The organism is Mycobacterium simiae, from assembly GCF_008370645.1.
Lineage (GTDB): Bacteria > Actinomycetota > Actinomycetes > Mycobacteriales > Mycobacteriaceae > Mycobacterium > Mycobacterium simiae_A.
Map to the genome: position 1 here is coordinate 1 of NZ_VTZN01000425.1, position 951 is coordinate 951.

2 protein-coding genes are annotated in these 951 nt (G+C 64.0%); one reads left to right on the plus strand and one right to left on the minus strand.

The genetic code is table 11. The features are described 5' to 3' along the window. Window positions 1-151: 151 nt before the first annotated feature. Window positions 152-565: a VOC family protein gene (locus F0Q45_RS26235; RefSeq protein ID WP_149656620.1), complete on the minus strand. Its 414-nt coding sequence runs from the start codon at window positions 563-565 to the stop codon at window positions 152-154. An 84-nt stretch (window positions 566-649) separates the two neighbouring features. Here F0Q45_RS26235 and F0Q45_RS26240 point away from each other — a divergent pair. Further along, window positions 650-951 (plus strand): alpha/beta fold hydrolase (locus tag F0Q45_RS26240; protein ID WP_149656621.1); only part of this gene is annotated, 302 nt, incomplete at its 3' end.

Genomic DNA, 951 nt, shown 5'->3' on the forward strand with positions numbered 1-951 from the left:
CGTGGCGATCGCCAGGTCGGCCAAAGCCGACCGCAGCGGGTCGCCACCATCTCGACCACACAACGACCGGTGGTTCCGGATGGTTGCAGTTGTGCGGCGAATCGGCCGAAACCCGGCCTCGCATACGTCACACCGGTGTGAGGTCCGGCGGTTACTCGTAGTAACGGGCTTCGATCACATTGCCGTCCGAATCGGCGAAGTAATACCCGTGCGGCGCCCAGCCCCTAGCCCCGTAGGTGTGGTCCAGCCGTGCGCTGGTGTCCACGCCGGCTGCCTGCAGACGCCGATCCAGGGCGTGGTACTCAGCCTTAGTCAGGGCGAGGCAGACGTGATTGACCGGATGGCCCGCGCTACCCCCGAGCCCGGTCATCGACTCAACATCCGCAGTGTTTTTCACCGGCATCAGGTCGATGATGGAGTCCGCACACACCCGCACACTGGGGAACGGCGCCGCTCCCGATTCGAACTCCGCAAAACGCACCGGCTCAAGTCCGACGACCCTGGTGTAGAAATCCATGGCCGCACGCAAATCCTTCGTCCAGAGCACCACGTGGTCCAGCCGCATCCATCGATAATGCGCGGCTGCGGCCGTCATATCCACTCTGGTCAAGCCCTTCTCTGCGCTGTGTCGTTGTGATTTGGTGAGACGGTGGCCTCATCAACCGAACGGTTAGTCGACACCAACGGAGTGCAGCTGCGAGTGGTCGAGGCCGGAGACCGCGGCGCACCGGTGGTGATCCTGGCCCACGGCTTTCCTGAACTGGCCTACTCGTGGCGGCACCAGATTCCGGCGTTGGCTCAGGCCGGATACCACGTGTTGGCCCCAGATCAGCGCGGCTATGGCGGCTCGTCACGCCCGGAGACTATTGAGGCCTACGACATCCACCAGTTGACGGCCGATCTAGTGGGACTGCTCGACGACATCGGCGCCGAGCGTGCGGTCTGGGTCGG